The following is a 22,230-nucleotide window of genomic DNA, read 5'->3' on the forward strand; positions in this document are numbered from 1 at the left end:
CATTTTGCCGAAAAACTCCCGGTCTCACGCTGGCAACGCGACCTGACCGATTCAACCGTGTTACGAAATCTTGGAGTGGCTGCTGCGCACAGCGCTCTGGCCTGGAGCGCAAATTTAAAAGGCTTGAACAAGCTTGAGGTTAACCCGACTCGCCTGGCTGAAGACCTGGATGCCAACTGGGAAGTTTTGGGAGAAGCTATTCAAACCGTCATGCGACGTTATGGTCTGGACAATCCATACGAACAGCTCAAAGCCTTGACCCGCGGGCAAGGCATCAGTCAGGCGAGTTTGAAAGAATTCATTACGGGTTTGGATATTCCCCAAGCGGAGAAGGAACGCCTGATGCAACTGACTCCGGCCTCGTACATTGGGGATGCGGCCATCTTGGCTAAAGAAATATAGTAAGCAAGAGTCTATACCGTGTCACACATCGTTCGTGAAGCATTCTGGCATCAAGATAAACAGGCCTTGCGTGATATTCGTCGGATTGTTTTTATTCAAGGGCAAAACGTGCCTCAAGAACTGGAATGGGATGACCGCGATGAGCATTGTTGGCATGTATTGGTTTTTGAACACGACAAAGCCATTGCCACCGGTCGTTTGGATACGGATGGCAAAATTGGTCGCATGGCCGTGTTAGACGCGTATCGCGGGCAAGGTGTGGGTAAGTTGGTCTTGACGCAATTGATCAAAATTGCCCGTCGCGAAGGCATTGCCCAAACCTATATGCACGCCCAGTGTCATGCCCTGCCGTTCTATCTGAAAAACGGCTACGAAGCATATGGTGACGTGTACGATGAAGCAGGCATCCCCCATCAAAATGCCAGAGAAAGACTGGTTTAATGAGTCCGTTTGAATTGATTTATGAATTGATTTAAATCAAACCGCTAATAGACTATTTGTGCTGCAATAAGGAGGTGGAGAATATTTATGGACACATCAGATACCGACAATGAGACTGGGCCCAGCAACGTGCTGGCTTTTGGTGACGCCGTGGATCTGCTCATCGAAAAACTGCCGGAAAGTGGTCACCACTTGTTCATCAAATTGCATTCCCTGCATCATCCATTACTGGGTCGCAGTGACTTTGTTGAAGCTCTGAAAAACAAGCTGGTGGGTTCAAAACGTTATTTATGCCATATTTTGCTGGAGGAGATACGACCGGGTAAACGCAATATTGAATTTGTGAAATACTACCAGCGTCTCACGGATTACATCGAGATTCGTCGTTTTAAGGCGGATTACGCCGATGCTGACCGGCGTCAATACGTAATTCTGGATAATGATCTGGTAATCTGGCAAAGCTACGAGAAACGTCACGACATGCGCAAGTTTACCGACCTGCACCGGGTCGAAGATTTTACAACGGCATTTGAACGCGCCTGGAAAACTTCAGAACGTGACTTGAGTTTAACTAAACTGTATATCTGATTTTTCAATTCGAAAAAAAAAGCCTCCACGTGGAGGCTTTTTAAGTTCTGAGCAAGATTTATTCAACGGTAAATGTTTGTACAAATAATACGCCGTTCACACTGAAGTTGAGATCAAATGTACCCATTGTTGTTGCTGGTAATATTCTCAATGTAATTAGATACTCTCCATCACCAATGTTGGCAGCAAAATCAGAATCAATTCCCAGTGGCTGCAATGAAGTCGTCGACTCAAATCCGATGTTTGCACTATTCGCAGACAATGATACTTGAACATCCTGACCATCTCCCAATCGAACACCAACAGAAGCCGGAATAAAACTAATCTTTCTGATCGGTCCAGGATCCGACAGCAACACTTTTAAATCAGAAGGGTTTTGGATAATGATTTGATCTGCAATACCAACTGAACCTTCCTGATAATGATACCCCCTATTCAATTGTGCACCATCACCAGAGGCTGCATCCACCGCGGTTCCGGTTGAATCGGTGGTTTTTTGGGTAAACAGTACGCCGGTTTCAGTCTCCGCAGTTGCCGAGGTCACACTGCCACTATTGATTGCAGGTGAACCCGAGCCCAAATAAAAGGCGAGATCAAATAACGGATCAGACAACAATTGATCATTATTTATCACATTGCCCTCCGGCGATCCGATCAGATTGAATGAAGAATAGGCATAAGGTGTTGTTGATGTGTCGAAGGTATCGCCTGCAACTGTTGGGCTTGATAAATCAGCATTTCCTGTTCGATTTTCCCAGAATACGGAATCCCTGATGATTGGGGAACCAGCAATAACCAAGATCGCAGCGCCTGAATTCAAGCTTTGGTTGTAGGCAAGTGTATTGTTACGCAGAGCTGAATCACCATCAACGTACACACCACCACCATCTGGTGCATAGTTACCTATGATAAGGTTATTATGAATATTGACACCGGCACTTGTATTGTCTAATGCAATCCCGCCACCTTTAATTACAGATTCATTACCACTAATAACATTATTAATGATTGTTGCAGAGGTTGGAATACCTAATACCAAAATGCCCCCGCCGCCATCTGATGAGCCAGCCAGGGTTTCATTATTAGCGATGATATTATTTTTAATGAGTGCTGTAGCACCTGGATCAAGTGCTATACCACCGCCGCCAAATCCTGCAGAGGTATTATCATAAATACGGGAATCTTCAATATTCATGGTTGCGCCATTACCAACCCAAATTCCCCCGCCCCCTTTGCCACCACTAATGTCGTTTTCTCTAACCACTATATTCACTGCATTTAATATTGTTCCCGAATTGGATACACCAATACCGCCACCTTGATCTGTGACCAAATTATTTTCTATCCAAACATTATCCAGATACAGAATTGAGCCACTAGAAATTCGTATACCACCACCCCGGGTACTACCACCGCCGGAATCAAAACCGACGCCGTTGGTCAATACCATATTTGAGATCCGGATCGTGTCACAATCTTGTAAATGTGAAAATCTCACTCCTTCCATATCCAGGATGGTGGTTGGACGACCATCATCCGCTAATTGAGCAACTTGACCAGAATCGCTTGAGCTCACCGAGCCCACGTAATTGACGTATTGACATTGTGAGCTGCTGTTGGTTAGGCCGAGATTGATCTCACCCGGGAATACACCGGGCTCAATCAGATATGTGACAGGATTATCAGGTGAGGTGCCGTATTGAGGTTCATTAGTGATGTTGCCCGGAAATGGATCAGCGCTTAAAACCGGGTTCACACTGCCTGGTGCCGCAGCTGTACAAGGCAGCATATTGTTGGCGACTTCGACACCATCGCTGATGCCATCATTATCACTGTCGGGATCCGTTTCACTCAAACATGCATATTTAACCGGATCGACGACATCGCGTAAATTTGCTTCTTCTGCATTGGTTAATCCATCCTGGTCAAAATCATTGGGATCGGCAAACCCGACATTCCGTGTTGTGTTCAAAGAGCGGGCCAGATCTGGATGAACAGCATTGTATGTATTGAATACTTCAGCAGTAGTTGGCGATGTCACCGTGACATCTACAATGTCAACGACATACGTTGGTAATGGTGCAGGTGTACAGACATCACCAGGCGCCATTTGCGGGCAGGCATAACTACTGGATGTTAATATGTCACTAATGACCAGGTCACCTGCGCTAATGGTGAGGTTGCCTGTATTTTCCACGCTGTAATCAAATGTGATTGTTTCGCCGATAAAATAGACTGTTGCATCCGGCACTTCCGTGATGAGGAAGTCCTTGAATTGAGTAAATGTAGTAGTTACATTATTATCCCCAGCAGGACCTGTTTCACTCACTATACTGGCCTCATCAGGAGCAAATGCAATGCTACTGGCGTTATTCGTTATCATTCCGCCATTGGTGGTGGAATCAAAATCTGCCTGGGTTAGAAAATATTCCACATCACAGCTCGCATTGTTTGCTGCAGTGATTGTTGAAAAAAAGCAAATCGGGTTACCGATCGGATCAATCAACAGATCGGTTACCTCTACATTCTTTAATTTAACCAGTCCGCTATTGTCAATTGTATAAGTATAGGTAATGGAATCTCCGGCACTGTGTTTACCATCGCCATCATTGTCATTAATTAACCCGGAATTATTTGAAATACTCAAATTAAATTGTAGAGCAATGTCATCATTGCTAATAGTGCAAATGGCTTCATCACCATTACTCAGTGTCACAGAGCCTGTATTAAAGCCGTTATCAGTAACAGTGCCCACAGTACAAGCCCAGGTTCCTTCTGTGTATTCTTGTAAGTCGTTTTCACTTAATGTGTAACTACCCGCATTAACTGTTAAGTTATCAGCATCGTAAGTCGTGGTACTGCCGGTGACTACTCCGGGCTGAAAGTTAAGTGCACCGGCATCTGTGGCAATACCAAAGTCAACGGCACCGAGATTATTTCCATTGTCATTTATTACCACTTTTCTGATGATCAAACTCGCATCATCATTGGTTATTGTGCCCACACCCTGACCATCCAGAATGCCGGCTACTGTTGGCGCGGATAGATCAATAAAAAATGTTTCATCCAATTCGACCGCTACATCACCATTAACGGTAACCGGAATAACCTTTGAGGTTTCGCCAGATGCAAAGGTTAATATGCCTGATGTGGCTACATAATCCGAATCTGCAACAGTGGCTGTATTGTCATTGGTTGTATATAACACGGTCACTGGCAAGGCGGATGGATTATTCAGGCTGACCGTGAAATTAAATATGCTGCTCCCTGTATCCAGTTCGGCTTGGCTAGTGTCAGTAATGCTCAATAATGATGAATCGTCATTGGTAATTGTGCCGGTTCCACTACCATCCAGAAGCGTGGCAATAACGGGGTTACTTAAATTAACGCTAAAGGTCTCATTATCCTCCACCTTGGTATCACCGTTAACTACTATGTTAATCGATTGGGAGAGCATTCCTGGTGTAAATGTCAAGGTGCCTGCTGCTGCGTCATAATCGACATCTGCTACTGTTGCGGTACCGTCTGTTGTGCTGTAGTCAACGATCACATTGCTGTCAGCCGGCTCTGTCAGAGTAACCGTGAAAACAAATGTGGTTGTGGTATTTGTTTCCGATGCTGTGACATCATTAATAACAAGTTCAGTAGTGTCGTCATTGGTAATGGTTCCCTGACCCTGGGCATCGGCTATTGTTGCGATGGCAGGATTAACAAGATCGATCAGAAATGTTTCGTCACTTTCTACCGTTGTATCGCCATTCACCGTAATGGTGATGGTTTGTGTGACTACACCCGGGGTAAAAGTTAATGACCCTGATGCCATCACATAGTCATTATCCACTGTTGTTGCTGTGCCATCAGCCGTTAAATAATCGACCGTTACATTGCTGTCTGCCGGCTGTGTCAGCGATACTGTGAATACAAAATTGGTGCCTGCATCAGATTCGTTCAGGGTCACATCATCAATGTTTAAACTGGTGAAGTCATCGTTACTAACAAGACCGCTTCCTGTAGCCGAACCCAAAAGCGCATTGACCGGTGTTGTTAATGTGACTTCAATACTTTCGTCATTCTCAACAATATTGTCACTATTCACGGTCACTGTATAGGTTGTCGATGTACTTCCTGCGGGAATCGACAAAGTTTGCTGAGTGGCAGTAAAGTCAATCCCGGGAGTTGCTGTGCCACCTGAGACATCAGCATCTACAGTTACGTCCACGGTACTGGCTTGATCCAGAGATACGGTATATACCAGATCTACAGTACCGGTATTGCCCTCCACAATGCTGGGACTATCAATACTGATGATCGCTTCATCGTTATTGGTGATCGAACAAACAGCCTCATCACCATTCAATAATGAAATCGAGCCTGCATTGAATGCATTTGCCGTCAAGTTACCCGCATCACAAGACCACAGCCCTTCGCTGTAGCCTGGAATTTCCAGCTCAGTCAAACTGTAGGTTCCGGCATTGACCGGAATTAATTCTGACGTATAGGTAGTCGAGGCTCCGACTGTGTTTGCACTGGAAAAATTTGCAACGCCTGCGTCAGTAGTTACATTAAAGTTGGCTACTGTTGCTGCACCGGTGTTGTCGTTAATAACGATCTTTTGCATAATCAGACTGGCATCGTCGTTGAAAATATTGCCGCTTGTGGAGAGCGTGGCAATCGAGGCGTTGGTCGCATTAACGAGATTAAGCAGAAAACTCTCATCTGCCTCCACTTGTACATCCCCGTTAACATCAATAACAACAGTCGTGTTTAAAGTACCAGCGGTGATCACGGCTGAGCCCGCTGTGGCCACAAAGTCCGCATCAGCTCCAGTGGCTGTGTTGTCCTGGGTGTTATAGTCTATGACGATGTCATCCACGCTGACTTGATCCAGAGTGAAAGTAAAATTCATACCGGATACACCAACGTCACCCTCCGCAAGCGAGGCGGAATTTACACTCACAACCGATTTGTCATTATCGGTGATTGTAGCCACACCCTGCGCATCAGCCATGGTGGCATTCAATTCATTGGACAGATCCAGCGTGAAGGTCTCAATCGACTCAACCAGCGTATCATTTAGAATGTCGACAGCAATTGTTTGAGTGGTTTGATTCAAGGGGAATGACAAGCGTCCCGATACCGGTGTGAAATCATTACCGGCAACGGCAGTCACTGCGGAGGTTTGATAGTCAACTTCAACTATATTGATTGTGTCAGGGTTTGATAATGAAACGGTAAAGATTGCTTGTGGATTTGCCGAATCCCCTTCAGTGATCGCGACATCATTTACACGGATACTGACACCATCATCGTTCAAGATCGTGCCGTTTGCCATGCTATTCGATATAGTTGCATTGACCGGATTGGAGATCTCGACATTCAGAGTTTCATCAGCTTCAACCAGTTCATCACCAGTAATATCGACAAAATAGCTGATGTTCAATTGGTTGGCCGGGATGATTAAGGTGCTGCCTGCATCCGCAACATAGTCTGAATCACTTTGCAAAGCGCTTCCATCAATAGTTCGCACATCAAATGAAACGTCTGCTTCGGAGGACTGATCCAGAGTAATGACAAATTCAAGTTGAGGTGTATCACCGCTGTTACCTTCTGTGACCATGGCATCACTGATACTCAGACTCAGTAAGTCGTCGTTCAAAATTGTACCGATCCCTTCTGGATCACTGATGCTTGCATTGACAGCATTCAAAATGAGCAAGCGTAATGTTTCATCCGCTTCAGGTTTAAAATCACCTTTCACCGGGATAGTTACCGGGATCATGGTGATGTTTGGCGGGAAGGTCACCGTGTTGATCGATCCACCCAGTGGAATGTAATCGCTATCCGATACTTGAGCGGTAATATCTTCGGTTCTGAATTCAACCGTTATCGGCTGAAATGACGGTGCACTCAGAGAAATCTGGAATATCAGGTCGGTATTACCGGAGTTACCTTCCGTTACTGTTGCGTCACTAACCGACAAAGTAGTTGCATCATCATTAATAATGGTTCCCTGGCCCTGTGCATCCAGGAGCGCTGCGTTGACCGCATTACTCAATCGCACCACAATGGTTTCATTTTGTTCTACTTTAATATCATTATTAACTTGTACCGTGAATATAGCGGTTGTTTGTCCTGCCGGGATGGTTAATGATTGCGCATTCGCAACGTAATCGTTATCCGAAAGTTTTGCCGTACTGGCAGTATCGTCTGTCGAGGCATCCACCATGATGTCCAGCCCGATGGCTTGATCGAGCGAGACAGTAAAGATCATGTCTGTGGTTCCAACATCCCCTTCAGTAATCTGCACATCGTTAATTGACAGATCAGGCAATAACACCGTAACAACACGACTATCAGTTGTTGTATTACCACTGGTGTCTATCACTGAATACGTAATGATGTAATCACCAGGAATCGTGGTATCGACTGTAGACACCAAATTGGCGTCCAGCCGGATCTCGGTAGTTACGCTAGTGCTGAGATCGCCATCAACATTATCCGTGGCGCTGGCCCCCGGGTCGACAAAAGTATCACCTGCAAGTACGCTGAAATCAATGTCTCCACTGGTCGCCGGGTTGAGTGAAATAACAGGCGCTTCGAAATCAGTCGAAGTACCATCTTGCTGACAGGCTGTTATGTTGATCTCTACCTGTGGACCCGGAAACCTTGTGAAATTGTTATTGCGAAAACGGCGTATCTCAGGATTTATATCTGTGATGTCGTTAAGAAAACTGCTGGAGAACGGCACTGGTACAGCAAAACTTTTAGCATCCAAAACACAATCTGAAAGATCTTCAATGACCGCATCCACCAATTCACTGGTGGGCAGTGCCAGATTGAATTCCGTAGCATTGGCATTCAGGGCATTGGCAAAACCGCCAAGAAATACCGCGTAATTCATCGCATCTGTACTGGCAGCAGGATCCGGCTCAATGGGATCAGTCGGCCTGGTCGAGAAAGGATCATATCCAAATGCATCCTTTGCAAAGCCCCGATTATTATCGAGAGTCACAAAAATACTGCTACTGGATTCAAAACGGGCTTTACGCAACAGCGCTGAAGTGTAGGCATTGATGGACACATGGGTTTGGCCACTTTCCCAGACTGATTCAAGGACGGGTAATTGTGACAAAGTAACCAGGCGTTTACTTGTGGCATTACTGTCTGGTTCAGTCTCATCAATAAAACTGCCGCCTTCAGCAACCGCAATCAATAATGTTTTATTCGTGGGTACAGCGGTTACCCAGCTACCGTCTGGCTCTGATGTTGCTGAAATTACCGGTTTAGACCAGATTGGCATGCCATTACGATCGGACTCGTACAATGAAACCAGCGAACTGGCAACGGCACCTTTGTGTACCGAACCGGTAACTTGCATCGTATTTGCTTGTGAAGACGCAACAATAAAGTTGATCGCTGCACGGTCTTCATCAAATCCGTCTGACAAGGAATACACCAGTGTTTCTGTACCGATGAATCCAGGATCAGGCGTATAGGTAATGACATCATCCAGGAAATTATTTGGTGTCCCGTTTTCATCAATGCTCACTGTACCGTTCAAGGGCGCGCTGATCGTTACCAGACTCAGTGCATCGCCATCCAAATCCAGATCATTGGTGTATGGACTCAGGGCAACACTGTTTCCCGGTGTGGTGAATACTGAATCGTCTTTGGCGGATGGGCGATTATTCTGCTCTTGCGTTTTAACTTCGAGATGCACGGTTTCTGCTGTGCTGGTGTTACCGTCACTCACGATATAGATCAGCGAATCAACCCCAATGTAATTAGGGTGAGGCGTGTACTCGATGCCGTCAATGTTTGTGCCATTGGAACTGATAGTGACGATCGCAACGCTGCCGTGATCGGGTTCAAGTATTTCAATAATGCTGAGTTGATCATTCTCGGGATCACTGTCATTTAGCAATACATCCAGATTGGTTGTGGTCTCAAACAGAACCGAAAAATTATCGGCTTGGGTAATCGGAGTTTGATTACCAGCGGCACTCGCGTCATTAACGACTATGGTGACACTCGCAGATGCAATCAGTGAACCGTCTGAAACGGTGTAGGTAAACGTGTCATCACCAATAAATCCTGCATTTGGAATGTAGCGGATTGCATTATTTACAATACTAACGCTGCCACTGCTTGCAGAACCGACCTCAGTAATGGTTAGAGCGTCACCATTTTCGTCGCTATCATTCTCTAGCACAGCAATGTCGATAATGGCGTCACGTTGACCAACTACCCTGTCATTATTGGCAACGGGAACTTTATTGGCTGGATTAAGCTCAAGTGTTACCTGTGCGGTTGCAGTTGCACCTTTGGAATCGGAAATAGTGTAGGTAAAGGTCTCAACGCCGACAAAGTCTTGATCGATCTGCAAATCGATAACATCGCCATTTATACTGGCTGTCCCATGAGGGGGTTGCGTGATAGCGGTGATTGAAATACTGTCACCGTCAGGATCGGAATCGTTGGACAAAACAGGTAGACTGGTGTTGCTATCAACTTTGTAACTGTCCGAGACTGCTCTCGGTTGATTATTTTGCTGTTGGGCTACTGGTACCTCACCGCTGCCACCGCATGCACTGAGCACCAGCAATATGAGCAAGATTAAATTTGAACTAAACGTTCGTCCCATTTTAAATCCGTAAGAAATACAAATAAGTGTTCTTTTTGCTTGTCAATTAATCAAATAGATTAAATTCTAAAATCACAAAACGCCTAATAACCGAAATTATCAGGCGTCCCTTGGTCATATTGTAACGTTACGGGTATTAATTACCAGTACCGCTTGAATTACCCGTAGACTCGACTTCAAAAGCGGCAGTACCTTCCACAGTTGTATCAGCATCGTCACTAAGCGAGTAAGCCATACCAGCACCACTTACATCACCATTTTCGTCGCCAGTGAAGAAACCACTCAACTCACCGCTACCATCCGAGGTAGTGTTTGTCGCTTGATCAGTAATCCTGACGCTATCAAAATCACCTTCAAAGGATGCGGCATCACCGTCTAGAGCAACATCTTGGGCACTGGCATCCCAGGTCTGCTCATTAATGGCCAAGTTTACATCAGCATCAACAGTTTGGCTGGTGAAGTCGGCACTTAAACTCGCTGAGCCTAACACACCACTGTTACCGTGATTGTCAGTTGGATTGGTATTACCGACCAGGTTGAAATTCGCTTTACCACTTAAAGGAACCGTCGGGGTTACCTGGTTAGTGGTATAGACCCAGTGCGCGCTACTTGAATTCAGGTCAGTTTCACTAGAACTTCCGGTAGACGCGTCTGTAACGACTGCCGAACCGTTTGACCATCTTCCCCAGTACAAGCCGGTGTTGGCATCAAAGCCCTGACTATTGGATGTTGTTGTACCACCGGAGTATGTCGCGGTGTTGGTCGTGAATTCAGTTGGCGCCGAATTCTCATTTACAAACAGATTGCCACCTGCAGGCGCTGATTGCTGAGCGTCGCCACTAATTGTAGCAGCTACACGGCCAGGTATACCTTGTGGTACTTCATTTTCAGCGGGTGGGTTCAGATCTTCACCAGTTTCGAGGTTAATTGTATTGCCATCCTCATCACTAGCGCTTTTACCCAATTGAGCATCACCGGCCTCGTCACTGGATGCCGTATCAACCGAAGCGCTGGTTAAGACTGGTGCGGTATTGGCATTGGCTGCGAAACCTGCTTGACCCGGATCGATATCCAGTGTGCCTGCGCTGTTAGACAGCACTACGCCACCTGAAGCGACTGACAAGTAGATACCGCCATTGCCAAGTTCACCACAATTTCCGTCACACAAGATTGCAGTGTAATCAGTACCGCGGATTCCAATGGTTGCTACCGGGGTAACCACCTTGTAATTTTTCTTGTTGCGCTTGCCGATCAGACCAGATATCGATCTGAAACCACCGCGCATCAGACGGAAAAAGCTTTTGTTCTTGTTGGCGCTGCTTGAAGATACTGAAGCACTGGCCGCATCGAAATTGTATTCATCAATAACAAATTCTGAATTCGGCTTGAGGTCAAAGATCGCCCCGTCTTCCATACGCAGCTGGGCACGTCCATTTACGCCAGTTAGAACCGTATCACCTTCATTGAAGGCCATGCCGCGCTCGAGGCTTTGGAGATTGCCATTGGCAGTGCGTAGATCGACTTTACCGTAGGAAAATAAACTGGTACCAGCCTGGGCAAACAGCATTGAGCTGAATGACATTGCCAGGAAAAAACCCAGTAATTTACTAAAAGTTGTATAAATTTTGTTCATATTTGTTTTCATGGTGGTTTCTCGGTTCAAATATCCGTATTAGTTGATATTAAGTGTGGCCAGTATAGTCACCAGATAGACATAATTATGTGATTACAATCACACATTCAGAGATAAATCCCATTTTAACAATGTGTAACAATTTCAGCTATTTACGCACATTCTAACGTATTTACCAGGACCATTTGTAATTCAATGTCAGATCCGCAAACCAGCGCTTGTAGGTGAAAATATCAACACTACTGCTGAAGTCCTTATAACCAATGGTTGGGTTTATTGTCAGTTTTTTGCTTAAATTCCACTGCAAACGCGACTGCACACTGAATAGGTCATCATCGCGTGGCTCCGGGAAGGCTAATTTGAAAAACGCATTATCATAATCAAACAGGCTATATTGGAGTGTGGTGTTTGAGATCAGGTCATCGTTGATTGGATGACGATAATCAAATTTTAAAGAGTAAATATCGACTTCATAATTCGAATTTACGAATACCGGGTAATCATGGGTGAAATTAACATCAGCGGTCAGAATAGTCTTTCTCTCAGTATCGAGAACTTTCCCATACTTCAGGCCATAAACGTATTGGTTGATGTTTTTGGCCAATAAATTGTCTGAGAATCGAAAAGCACTTGCTTTGAGATACGGCGTAACACTTGTTCTGTTATCGATATTTGCCTGATAGTACAACCTCCCGATCATACCGCGACTGTTGAAATCTCCATTCAAATTCTGCTGATAAAGTAACACATCAATACCACGACTGGCTTTGTCTAAATGCTGGACATAAGCCACACCGGCCGTCGCAAGGTCCTGATCCACAAAATCGGCACTTGGATAATGCTTGGTGCCTAAACTCGCACTAAAGCGCAAGCCACTGTAGTGCTGCAGTCTTTTGCTGTACTCAAATCCTACATTGGCCCCTATGTACGAGCTTGAACTGGCTTTGCTGCTGTCGTTTAGAACGAAACCGAGAAATTGGTCCAGCTCGGGCGCACTGTTTACATTATCGTCGTATCCAAGGGTTGTACTGACACGCAAACTGGTTTGTTCCTTAAACCTTGCCTGGCGCTTGTTTAGAGCGTTAATGTAGTCATGAATAATTCTTGCTGCTTCTCGTGGCGGATTTTTTGACAACAGCCAATTGAATTCCTTACGCGATTCTGAATTCAATTTGAGGTTATAGAATACACGTGCCCTTTCTAGCCTGATCTCTGCATTCTGGGGTTGCTGTGCCAGAATACGGTTATACGCTAACAAGGCCTGATCATTGTAGCCAGCACCTTGAGCGCACAAGCCAAACTGTCGATCAAAGGTTATATCCCCCAACAAAGTCGGCTCCAATCGCTTTAGATTGGCAAAACACTCTGCTGCTTGCCCATTAAGTGACTGCTGTAAGGAAACCTTCCAGATCTTCTGTGCAAGGGTATTCGAGTCGGTATCAGCATAAACCGCTGTGTTTGAGGCGTACATCAAGCCGAAAACCACTAATACACACAGGGGCTTGAGTCTAAATAATTTGTATAAGTTAATGTTATTCTTGCGACGATAATTGGTATGCACAGTTAACTCGATTAATTGTTATTATTGCTTGTCCAAGCGAGTGATTACAAAAGGATCTTTTCCAGCTAAATTAGTTCTGCAAATAGTAGTCGACGTAATTATACGTAATATCAATCAATTTATATCACACTATTCCATTTAGATTATGAGAATCAGGTCTAAACTTTTGAAATTAAATAGCTAGACTGCAATCCACACTTTACGTTTGATCCAAGCATACGTGTAATTGACGTCTTTGTTGCTTACTGAAATTTCAGATATTCTAGCATATACTGGCCAGATTCTAGATTATATCATTTCTAGAAAGCCTATTTATCTTCTTGTTTTTTATATATATTTACTATGTCAAAGTCAAAGCGTGTAATTCTTGGTATGTCTGGGGGTGTTGATTCATCCGTAGCGGCCTTATTGCTAAAGCAGCAAGGCTACGACGTGCATGGTCTATTTATGACCAATTGGGAAGAGGATGAGGAGGCCTATTGCACCGCAGCCGAAGATCTGCAAGATGCACGCCAGGTAGCCGAGCAAATTGGAATCCCCCTGCATCACGTCAATTTTGCCAAAGAATATCGCGAACGGGTATTTAGCTATTTTCTGGACGAATACAAAGCAGGTCGCACCCCCAATCCGGATGTTCTGTGTAATCGCGAAATTAAATTTGGCGCGTTCTTTGATTATGCCAAGCGTCTGGGTGGTGAACTCATTGCAACCGGCCATTACGCCAGATTAATAGATCATAACGGGCGTCTATGTCTGGCCAAGGCTGTGGATCAGAACAAGGACCAGTCTTATTTCTTACATGCGGTGGATCCAGACGCATTTCAAACCACCCTGTTTCCTTTGGGAGAGCTTGGTAAACCCGAGATCCGTGATATTGCCACCCAGTCTGGATTGCATGTCCACCAGAAAAAAGACAGTACCGGTATTTGTTTTATTGGTGAACGTCCATTTAAGCAATTTTTAGAAACCTTTTTGCCAGCGCAACCCGGGAAAATACAAGCATTGGATGGTAAAGAACTGGGCGAGCATTCCGGCCTGATGTATTACACCATAGGACAACGCCAGGGTCTGGGAATTGGCGGTGTTAAAGATGCACCGGACGAACCCTGGTATGTGGTGCAAAAAGACCTGGAGAAGAATATTTTAGTGGTTGCACAAGGCGATCATCCCCTGCTGTATAGCCAGGAATTAAGCGCTGACAATCTACACTGGCTAATTGAACCAGTAACCGATGAATTTACTTGTACGGCCAAAACTCGTTATCGGCAATCTGACCAGGCATGCAGAGTACAAATCATCAACGATCGGGTCAATGTCAACTTTGAACAAAAGCAACGCGCGGTAACGCCAGGTCAATTCGTGGTGTTTTACCAAGACGAGCTGTGTCTGGGTGGCGGGGTTATTGCAAGCACCCAATAAACCGTAGGTCGGAATACGATCTTCGATCTATTTCGACCTAGAGGATGTTGTACCAAAATATAAATCCTTGCCCACTTTGCCTACAGCGGAATAATTCAAACTAGCGTATAATTTCCACCCTAAATTTACCACAATCCCACATCAATATTACACCCCTATCGCGGAGTAAGATATGAGCTTATATACCGATTATCTCAAAGACATTGAGGCTCGCAAAGAACAACAACTTGACCCAAAGCCAATTGAAGATGCAGAAATGGTTAAGGTTTTGATCGAGCAGATTCTTGATTTAGATAATGAACATCGTGATCAATCGCTTGATTTCTTCATCTATAACGTATTGCCGGGCACGACCTCTGCCGCTGGTGCAAAGGCTAGCCTTCTGAAAGATATTATCCTCAAGAAAAAAGAAGTAAAAGAGATTTCGACTGATTTCGCCTTTGAGCAACTCTCGCATATGAAAGGTGGCCCCTCTGTAGAGGTGTTGATCGATCTGGCCTTGGGTGATGACGTCAGCGTTGCACGTCAAGCAACAGACATTCTCAAAACACAGGTCTTTCTGTATGAAGCCGATACTGATCGTTTAGAAGCAGCTCACAAAAAAGGACATGCCTTAGCAACTGAATTACTAAAAAGCTATGCGAATGCCGAGTTTTTTACACAAATGCCCGAGATCGACGAAGAGATCAAAGTGGTTACCTACGTGGTTGCTGTCGGCGATGTTTCAACCGACTTACTCTCACCGGGCGCCGATGCTCATTCGCGCTCAGATCGTCAGCTTCACGGGCAGTGTATGTTCGAGCATGACAAGAAAAAACAACAAGCCCTACTTGACCTACAAGCTAAACATCCCGACAAGCGCGTTATGCTGGTTTCAGAAAAAGGCACAATGGGCGTCGGCTCCTCGCGTATGTCAGGGGTGAACAATGTGGCACTCTGGACAGGTATCAAAGCCAGTCCTTATGTACCATTTATTAATATTATGCCAATCGTGGGCGGCACTAACGGCCTTGCTCCAATCTTCTACACGACAGTTGGCGTGACTGGCGGTATCGGTATTGACCTGCAAAACTGGGTTAAAAAACTGGATGCAGACGGAGTACCTGTGCTTGAGCCGGATGGAGACATTGCACTGGAGTTGGTTTTTTCAATTGATACCGGCACAGTCTTCACCATCAACACCAAAAAGAAAAAACTCTACTCTGAAGATGGAAAAGAGCTGGCTGATATCTCGAGCGCGCTGACCCCACCTAAAATGGAATTTATTCGTGCCAAAGGCTCTTACGCCGTGGTATTCGGTAAGAAACTGCAAACGACAGCAGCTGAAATCTTAGATATTGAAGCTCCACCTGTTTATGCAGAAGCAAAAATAGTCTCGCATGCAGGACAAGGTCTAACGGCAGTCGAAAAGATCTTTAATCGTAATGCCGTGGGTGTCAAAACGGACAAGCCGCTGCATGCTGGCTCAAATGTTCGAGTGAAAGTCAATATAGTCGGCTCACAAGACACGACTGGCCTGATGACTTCGCAAGAATTGGAAATGATGGCAGCTACGGTAATTTCCCCAACGGTTGACGGTGCTTATCAGTCCGGTTGCCATACCGCCTCTGTCTGGGATAAAAAGGCACAGACCAATACACCGAAACTGATGAAGTTTATGAATGACTTCGGTCTGATCACCGGACGCGATCCAAAAGGTAAATATCACGCCATGACAGACGTGATCCATAAAGTACTCAATGACCTTACTATTGATGATCGCGCCGTGATCATAGGTGGTGACTCACATACACGTATGTCCAAAGGCGTCGCGTTTGGTGCTGACTCCGGTACCGTAGCGTTGGCACTGGCAACTGGTGAAGCGACTATGCCGATCCCGGACTCTGTGAAAGTCACCTTTAAAGGCTCACTCAATGATCACATGGATTTTCGCGATGTGGTTCACGCAACCCAGATACAGATGCTGGAGCATTTTGATGGTGATAACGTTTTCCAAGGACGCATCATTGAAGTTCATATCGGCACACTACTCTCAGACCAGGCGTTCACCTTTACCGACTGGACTGCTGAAATGAAGGCAAAAGCCTCTATCTGTATCTCCGAGCCTGACACGCTGATCGAAAGCTTAGAGATTGCTAAATCGCGTATCCAGATCATGATTGATAAGGGCATGGATAATGAGAAACAGGTTCTAAAAGGTCTGATCAATCTTGCTGATAAACGTATTCATGGTATCCGCTCGGGTGAAGAGCCACCATTGCTTCCAGATGATAACGCCAAATACTTCGCCGAGTTCACGGTGGATCTCGACCAGATCAATGAGCCGATGATTGCCGACCCGGATGTCAACAATGACGATCCATCCAAACGCTATACGCATGATACGATTCGTCCGATCTCCTATTATGGCGGGACAAAAACTGTCGATCTTGGCTTCGTCGGCTCTTGCATGGTGCACAAAGGTGATATGCAGATCCTCGCGCAGATGTTGCGAAACATTGAAAAGCAACACGGCAAGGTAGAGTTTAAAGCACCATTAGTCGTCGCGCCTCCAACTTATAATATTGTAGAAGAGCTAAGAGCAGAAGGCGATTGGGATGTACTGGCACGATATTCCGGTTTTGTATTTGATGATGACAATCCAAAACAACAATCCCGTAAGACCTACGAGAATGTCATGTATCTGGAACGCCCAGGCTGCAACCTCTGCATGGGCAATCAGGAAAAAGCCGAACCCGGTGATACGGTAATGGCAACTTCAACCCGTCTGTTTCAGGGTCGCGTGGTACGTGATAGCGAAGCGAAACTTGGCGAGTCGCTGCTGGCCTCAACCCCGGTTGTTGTACTCTCCACCATACTTGGGCGTACGCCAACGCTTGAGGAATACCTTGCTGCCGTTGATGGCATCAAGCTCACCGATTACGAGCCACCTGCCCTGGCTGCTTAAGTGTCTGTTTAAAGGCTAGCTTCACAAGTCAGCCAGTTTTCGATACTAATACGTCCTCCCTCATTTCAGGACACTTCAAGCCTCGATTAGCGATAATCGGGGCTTGTTTGTTTTTGATCAATAATTACCTTTATCATGTGTCCAAAAATGATTAATTAGCGTATTATTTATATCATACGCCTAACTAAATTCCACATGACTAAGGCATACAACCTTGTAACGGAGAAATTCCATGGCTGATTCTTTCAATACCCGCCGCAGTCTCGAAGTCAACGGTAAGTTTTATGACTATTACAACATTAAAGACCTGGCCGATAAATTTCCAGTAGTTAAGCGATTACCCTTTACCCATAAGATCTTACTTGAGAATTTATTACGCACAGAAGATGGCAAGGCTGTCACAAAAACTGACATCGAAGCCTTGTTGCATTGGGATGCAAGCGCAGAACCCAATACCGAGATCGCTTTCACACCAAGCCGTGTACTATTGCAAGACTTCACTGGCGTACCGGCTGTAGTCGATCTGGCAGCAATGCGTGATGCGGTAGTCAGCCTGGGTGGTAAACCAGAACAAATTAATCCACTCTCCCCTGCAGAGTTGGTGATCGATCATTCGATACAGGTCGATCATTACGGTAAACCGGAAGCATTGGATCTGAATACACGCATTGAGTTTACCCGTAACAAAGAACGTTATGCTTTTTTGCGCTGGGGTCAGAATTCATTTTCAAATTTTGAAGTGGTGCCTCCTGAAACCGGGATCGTGCATCAGGTCAATCTTGAATATCTGGCACGCACTGTATTCTCTACTGAGAAAGATGGCAAACTCATTGCCTATCCAGATACCGTAGTCGGCACCGACTCTCACACAACCATGATCAATGGTCTTGGTATTTTGGGCTGGGGTGTTGGCGGTATAGAAGCAGAAGCCGCGATGTTGGGCCAGCCTATTTCTATGCTCATTCCACAAGTCATCGGGTTTGAACTGATCGGCACCTTGAAAGAAGGTACCTCCGCAACAGATCTGGTCTTGCGGGTAACCGAAATGCTGCGTGAAAAAGGCGTGGTCGGTAAATTCGTTGAATTTTTCGGCGACGGTGTTGGCGAACTTCCATTGGCAGACCGTGCAACCTTGTCTAACATGTCGCCAGAGTTCGGTTCGACCTGTGGCATTTTTCCAATTGATGGCGAGACCATCAAATACCTTGAACTAACCGGACGCAGTGAAGATGAAATTGCCTTGGTTGAATCCTATGCCAAAGCGCAAGGCCTCTGGCGACATGATGGTCAAGAACCTGCTATCTATTCCGACACATTAACACTTGACCTTAATGATGTTGAACCAAGTATTGCCGGCCCTAAACGTCCTCAAGACCGGATCAATGTGAGTAGTGCAGACTCGACCTATCGTAAACTGTTCGGCGAAATGACGGACGGTAGAGCTGCCAAGTCCATTGCGGTTGACACAGAGCGTGGTTCATTTGTTCTGGATGACGGTGCAATAGTAATCGCAGCAATCACCTCTTGCACAAATACTTCAAACCCAGCGGTCATGGTCGCTGCGGGTCTTTTGGCTAAGAACGCCAACAAAAAAGGATTAAGTTCAAAGCCCTGGGTTAAAACTTCACTGGCTCCCGGCTCACTGGTTGTAACCGATTACCTGGAAAAAGCAAATCTGATGTCAGATTTTGAAGCACTCAATTTCCACACGGTCGGCTACGGGTGTACGACCTGTATTGGTAACTCGGGACCATTAGATCCAGCGATAAGAAAAGCGGTGGCAGAAAATGATCTAGTCGTATGTTCGGTACTCTCCGGGAATCGCAACTTTGAAGGTCGTATTTCCCCTGACACAAAAATGAATTTCCTGGCCTCACCGCCCCTGGTCGTTGCTTATGCCTTGGCAGGAAACATGAATATCAACCTTTTCAATGACCCCTTGGGTCAAGACCAAAACGGTAAGGATGTGTACTTGAAAGATATCTGGCCTTCACAGGCGGATGTACATGCTGTGATCGCCGCATCACTTGATTCAAATATGTTTAAACAAAGCTATGCGAATGTCTATACCGGTGACACGCGCTGGCAAAATCTGGAGGTACCTGAAGGTCAATTATACGACTGGCCGGATTCTACTTATGTTAAGAATCCTCCATACTTCGTCGGTATGAGCAAAGATGTTGCCGATGTGGATGATATCAGTGGCGCGCGTTGTCTGGCCTTGCTGGGCGATACTATCACCACCGATCATATCTCGCCCGCCGGTAAGATCGAAGCTAAAACACCGGCAGGACAATACCTGATAAACAATGGCGTGGAAGAAAAAGATTTTAATTCCTACGGCTCACGTCGTGGCAATCACGAAGTTATGATGCGCGGTACATTTGCCAATATCCGTTTACGTAACCAACTCGCACCGGGCACCGAAGGTGGCTGGACCACGTATCAACCCAGTGGCGAGCAAATGTATATTTACGACGCCTCGGTCAAGTACAAGGCTGAAGGAACGCCTTTAGTGGTGATCGCCGGTAAAGAATACGGCACCGGTTCTTCCCGCGACTGGGCGGCAAAAGGTACTTTGCTATTAGGTGTAAAAGCCGTACTGGCAGAAAGCTTTGAACGTATTCACCGCTCCAATCTGATTGGCATGGGTGTATTACCACTGCAATTCAAAGATGGCGAAAACGCACAAACGCATGGCCTTGATGGAAAAGAAACCTATGCCATCTCCGGTCTGGCCAATGGCGAATCCAGTGAGGCAACGGTTACCGCAACCGCCGAAGATGGCAGCAGCAAGTCCTTCTCCGTTAATGTGCGTTTGGACACCCCAATGGAACGCGATTATCTACGCAATGGCGGCATTCTGCATTACGTGTTACGACAAATGGCCGCATAATTATAATATTTATAATTTTTGCCAAATATAAAGCCCGCGTTTAGCGGGTTTTTTATTGCGATTTTTCTAGAAAACCCTTGAAATAAAAAACTGGAATCCCTATATTTTCCACGCAGGAGCGATATCGATTGTCGCACTGCATTATTTTTGTCATTAAATTAATAGAGGTAAATTAGTATGAAAAAACTCATATATTTTACTGTGGCATTATTAATTTTTTCCCTGAATAATGCCCTGTCAGCACAAGCTCTTGAAGGCAAGATCGTTAAAGGCCATGACTATAAGACCTACATCATGGAACACGCCGGACATAAGTACATGCTTGAATTCGATGAATTGACCGAATTAAAACCGAACCAGACGGTTCAGGTGAAAGGTGACAAGATCGATACCAACAAACTGGCGGTAAAAGAGGTCAAAGTCATTACCGGAACGATCAAATCGCAAAACTCATAAATCGAAATTCAATTTCACACACAATCCGGACGCCCTAGGGTGTCCGGCATTTACGTGTTCAGCGCCCGGCTTGCGACTTGCACTAGTGTTGGCGCTGGAAAGATTTGCTATGCGCACGCTTATCCAGATTTTGATAGTCTTTTGAACTTACACTACTGACGTAATTCCAGTCTGCAGTAACCTGCTCATGGGTAAAGCTTACCGCCAGGTAACCCCGGTCAGTCATGTTGCTATAGCTAAGACCCGGTATTGCTTTTACGATGCGTGCTTCATCGGCAGGCGTTGCTGCCACGTACTCTTCGAGACCTGGCGATGTTACCGATGGTGTTGCGAATTCAATACCAACTGTGCGCTGATCTATTTGTAGTTCATTACACCAGGCATTATGGGTATCGCCGGCGAGAACCACGAGATTAGCTTTAGCCTTTTGTGCAGCCTTGAGCAGGCGCTGCCGTTCCTGAGGGTAACCGTCCCAGGCATCCAGATTATAGGGAATTGGCGCTTGTGCCAAAATTGTTTTTTCAGTCTCTGAAAGTTGTTGAGGATTTTCCGAGGCCTTGTGTTCTATAGCCTGATATTCCTCTAAAGAAATAAGTTGTCCAGCTACTGGCGCCGGTAACAACATCTCGCCCATCAGTATTTGCTGACCCAGTACTTGCCAGGTAGTCGCATTATTGAAGCTCGATACAGTATTCACAAATTGCTTCTGGCCAAGCAGTGTACGCTCGGGCTTATGCAAGGCCTGATTAAAGCTTTTGGCATCAAACACTTTTGTTTGCGGATCGGTAAATTGAGCATAATCCAGTTGTTGTTCGCGCGCTTCAAGACGGGTATCCAGCATGCTTAGATTAAGCAGGTCCCCAAACTGAAAGCGTCGCTGGATACTTGAAATGTCATTGTGTACAGCAGGACGAATTGGCATCCACTCGCTGTAAGCTTGTAAGGCAGCCAAGCGGCGCTGACTGAAATCGCCCTCATCGTCGGAATGATTCTCGGCGCCATCAGACCAGGTATCATTGGTCACCTCATGGTCGTCCCAAACTGCGATCATGGCCAGACTGGCGTGCAACGCTTGCAAGTCGGTGTCGCTGCGGGTTTGTGCATAGCGTTGCCGATAGTCGGCAAGCGTGATTAACTCATGCGCCGGTTGCATCACGCGGTTCATGCTCTTGGCATTTTTATCGGCATACACCCCTGGGCCGTATTCATAAATGTAGTCACCGAGATGCAAGACCGCATGTGC

At 45.8% G+C, this 22,230-nt stretch carries 11 protein-coding genes; 7 read left to right on the forward strand and 4 right to left on the reverse strand.

The features are described from left to right. The 3 genes from HKN88_07865 to HKN88_07875 form a co-directional block, all read left to right on the forward strand. The coding region (locus tag HKN88_07865) for an adenylosuccinate lyase (protein NNC97975.1) at positions 1–402 on the forward strand (402 nt) is incomplete at its 5' end. Between the two features lie 18 nt (positions 403–420). Beyond that, positions 421–843, forward strand: a complete 423-nt coding sequence (locus HKN88_07870) for a GNAT family N-acetyltransferase (GenBank protein NNC97976.1) — start codon at positions 421–423, stop codon at positions 841–843. Between the two features lie 87 nt (positions 844–930). Further along, the gene (locus HKN88_07875; GenBank protein ID NNC97977.1) at positions 931–1,431 is read left to right on the forward strand and encodes a hypothetical protein; all 501 of its coding nucleotides are present in this window, start codon (positions 931–933) and stop codon (positions 1,429–1,431) included. A 58-nt stretch (positions 1,432–1,489) separates the two neighbouring features. Here the strand turns inward: HKN88_07875 and HKN88_07880 are convergent, their stop codons facing one another. The 3 genes from HKN88_07880 to HKN88_07890 form a co-directional block, all read right to left on the reverse strand. After that, the gene (locus HKN88_07880) at positions 1,490–10,075 is read right to left on the reverse strand and encodes a tandem-95 repeat protein (GenBank protein ID NNC97978.1); all 8,586 of its coding nucleotides are present in this window, start codon (positions 10,073–10,075) and stop codon (positions 1,490–1,492) included. Between the two features lie 136 nt (positions 10,076–10,211). Then, positions 10,212–11,720 (reverse strand): FecR domain-containing protein, encoded by a 1,509-nt coding sequence (locus HKN88_07885; protein ID NNC97979.1) that lies wholly within the window; start codon positions 11,718–11,720, stop codon positions 10,212–10,214. 160 nt (positions 11,721–11,880) lie between these two features. Further along, entirely contained in the window at positions 11,881–13,269 is a 1,389-nt protein-coding gene (locus HKN88_07890) for a hypothetical protein (protein ID NNC97980.1), read from the reverse strand. 342 nt (positions 13,270–13,611) lie between these two features. On the opposite strand from HKN88_07890, the gene mnmA reads away from it, so the two are divergent. The 4 genes from mnmA to HKN88_07910 all read left to right on the forward strand — a co-directional run bounded on the left by mnmA (position 13,612) and on the right by HKN88_07910 (position 20,987). Beyond that, the gene (mnmA, locus tag HKN88_07895) at positions 13,612–14,688 is read left to right on the forward strand and encodes a tRNA 2-thiouridine(34) synthase MnmA (GenBank protein ID NNC97981.1); all 1,077 of its coding nucleotides are present in this window, start codon (positions 13,612–13,614) and stop codon (positions 14,686–14,688) included. A gap of 172 nt (positions 14,689–14,860) precedes the next feature. Further along, a complete protein-coding gene (locus HKN88_07900) occupies positions 14,861–17,635 on the forward strand; it encodes a bifunctional aconitate hydratase 2/2-methylisocitrate dehydratase (protein ID NNC97982.1) in 2,775 nt (924 codons plus the stop codon). A gap of 232 nt (positions 17,636–17,867) precedes the next feature. After that, complete coding sequence (gene acnA, locus HKN88_07905; GenBank protein NNC97983.1) at positions 17,868–20,531, forward strand: aconitate hydratase AcnA; 2,664 nt, start codon at positions 17,868–17,870, stop codon at positions 20,529–20,531. A gap of 177 nt (positions 20,532–20,708) precedes the next feature. Next, positions 20,709–20,987: a hypothetical protein gene (locus HKN88_07910; protein ID NNC97984.1), complete on the forward strand. Its 279-nt coding sequence runs from the start codon at positions 20,709–20,711 to the stop codon at positions 20,985–20,987. 82 nt (positions 20,988–21,069) lie between these two features. On the opposite strand, the gene HKN88_07915 is transcribed toward HKN88_07910, so the two are convergent. Next, on the reverse strand, positions 21,070–22,230 hold a 1,161-nt coding region (locus tag HKN88_07915), incomplete at its 5' end, for an alkaline phosphatase D family protein (GenBank protein ID NNC97985.1).

The sequence above is a fragment of the Gammaproteobacteria bacterium genome, assembly GCA_013001575.1.
GTDB lineage: Bacteria > Pseudomonadota > Gammaproteobacteria > Steroidobacterales > JABDMI01 > JABDMI01.

Excerpts from the sequence above, each read along its gene's own strand:
- HKN88_07880 (NNC97978.1), bottom strand. The coding sequence starts at position 10,075 with ATGGGACGAACGTTTAGTTCAAATTTAATCTTGCTCATATTGCTGGTG.
- HKN88_07875 (NNC97977.1), top strand. The coding sequence starts at position 931 with ATGGACACATCAGATACCGACAATGAGACTGGGCCCAGCAACGTGCTG.
- HKN88_07885 (NNC97979.1), bottom strand. The coding sequence starts at position 11,720 with ATGAAAACAAATATGAACAAAATTTATACAACTTTTAGTAAATTACTG.
- HKN88_07900 (NNC97982.1), top strand. The coding sequence starts at position 14,861 with ATGAGCTTATATACCGATTATCTCAAAGACATTGAGGCTCGCAAAGAA.
- HKN88_07910 (NNC97984.1), top strand. The coding sequence starts at position 20,709 with ATGAAAAAACTCATATATTTTACTGTGGCATTATTAATTTTTTCCCTG.
- acnA (NNC97983.1), top strand. The coding sequence starts at position 17,868 with ATGGCTGATTCTTTCAATACCCGCCGCAGTCTCGAAGTCAACGGTAAG.
- mnmA (NNC97981.1), top strand. The coding sequence starts at position 13,612 with ATGTCAAAGTCAAAGCGTGTAATTCTTGGTATGTCTGGGGGTGTTGAT.